General features: G+C 41.5%; 2 protein-coding genes. Both read right to left on the bottom strand.

Annotated elements, in window-relative coordinates:
• Positions 1-127: 127 nt before the first annotated feature.
• A complete protein-coding gene (locus QUA04_RS29450; protein ID WP_333264281.1) occupies positions 128-943 on the bottom strand; it encodes an alpha/beta hydrolase-fold protein in 816 nt (271 codons plus the stop codon).
• A gap of 153 nt (positions 944-1,096) precedes the next feature.
• Positions 1,097-1,369 carry a hypothetical protein gene (locus QUA04_RS29445; RefSeq protein ID WP_333264278.1) on the bottom strand — a complete coding sequence of 91 codons (273 nt, stop codon included), beginning with the start codon at positions 1,367-1,369 and terminating at the stop codon, positions 1,097-1,099.
• Between the last annotated feature and the right edge of the window lie 626 nt (positions 1,370-1,995).

Here is a 1,995-nt window from a genome sequence, read left to right as displayed (position 1 = left end):
CTACCGGAACTGGTCTAAACTAACTATGTTATTCTACCACAAATATAGTCTGTCTACTTACGCCGAGCTGTACTAGTCTGAATATCTAACTGGATGCCATATTTCCGCAATGTGTCAAGTCGCAACCCTAAGTAAAAACGGCTCTTAAACCTCTACTAATTGTGGCTGGAGTAACGGATACATGAGTCTCGTCCTCAAACACGTGTGTTATCAGTTCCAGATTCTGATATTGCCTCTCTTGCATTATCCCAGCCATCTCCTGGAAACCCGCCACCATGCGATCGCTTTCACAAGAACCTACTGACATGAACACCTTTGCTGATAAACGGGTGTTGTTAGCCGCAAAATCCTTTTCATAGTTGAGAATCGCTGATTCGTCCCACCATACCGTCGGGCTGCCAATGATATAGCGCCGGAAAGTATGAGGTTGGTGGAATAACGCATAAAGTGCGAACAAACCACCAAATGAACTACCGCAGATAGCGCTATCTTCAGGAATAGTTCTGTAAGTTGTATTGATAAAAGGCATTAGTTCTTTGCCAACAAATTCGAGAAAATTGGCTGCTCCACCTGAACCAACATATTCGGGAGCATCAGGTTGTACAGCTTTTAAAGTTTCTTGGTACCATGTATCAACCGTGGTGATGGTATAGTCTCGCGTCCTGAAAGCTGCTGCCTCTGTAAAACTGTCGATCGGATAGCCAATACCGACAATGATAATTTCCGGTATTTCCTTAAGCATTGCCAGAAAGCGAGCTGTTTCTGTAACTGTTCCAAAAACTGCATTAGCATCTAGCACGTAGAGGACAGGATAGGCTTTGTCAGAATTAGCGTATGCGTGTCCAAGAGCAACAAAGATTCGGAATTCTTGCTCCACATTTGATGACCGTAGTGAGTGTATCTCTGTATCAGGAATTGTGACCTGCGGACGTTGTGTTGACATATCTTTTATTGAAAATCCCGCGCAGTGTCAATCGCTGTGAGGCTACGGACTGCCCTTTTAACCTTCAATCGCTTTCCATCCCGTGTCTAAAGCTAGGGCCCACAAATCTCGTTGATGGTGAATGTCCGCGAGTAGGAAATTAAAAAATTGGGTTCAGCGCGTCCCCGTACCGTCACTTTTGGGGTTCCCGTTCGGGTCTGGTTCGTATTGTTTGGGGTAATTTGGAGACCTAGAGGTTTGTGCAAGTGTCCAAACTCTCGGGGTCAATGCCGTCGGGATCTCGCCCGTGCTACGGGCTTTTGTGAAATTGCTAGTTGAGTTGCTGGCAAGTCGAGCCGCATTTGCGGTGCCGACTGTATTCACTTGCAGGCAGGCAGCCAGGGTTGCCGTTGTTGTGAGCTGAATCAAAGTACGCATAGTATTCACAGCCTTATTCAAATCACCGCAATAGATCCACGTCTGTACCACCTATTATATCTATCAATTTCCGTATTTCCACTGAGATCTTTACATTTACTTTAATTAACTTTCATAAGTTTACATAAAGTTTTTTACATTAAGGCTTTTGGCGATTTAAATTTGGTTTCAGGTTGTGATTTATTTTAATATTTTGTAACATTTAGATGAGACGGCAAGTTTATCTCATAAGTTTTATCTTTGGCTAAACCTATCTAATGACAGATGACAGATGACAGATGAGAGGATTTTAAATTATAGGGTTTGAGATTTTATATTTCACTACTTTGGACATTTTTTTGAACTGTTTCAAAAAGCTTAGATGGCTTACAGTTTAAGGATCGAGCTATTTTTTTAAGTTAGCTGCACAGGGGACGCCTGAAATAATATCTCTCTCACGGCACAATTAGGGTTTGAGGTCTAAAAATTGCTCAAAATTTGTCTGAAGTAATTGAGATTTTAGATAAAAAATTGAATAATTACAGGTTCTTCGTTACTTACTATGCTAAATCAATAGTTAAATCGGCTCTCCTGAGTTTATGGTGTAAAATAGATCAACCAATACAGTTATAGTGATGAGCTTTCATTTAGACTAT

The sequence above is a fragment of the Microcoleus sp. S13_C5 genome (assembly GCF_036700845.1).
Lineage (GTDB): Bacteria > Cyanobacteriota > Cyanobacteriia > Cyanobacteriales > Microcoleaceae > Microcoleus.
Note: the sequence above shows the minus strand (reverse complement) of the source record. Positions and strands in the feature narration are given on the sequence as shown.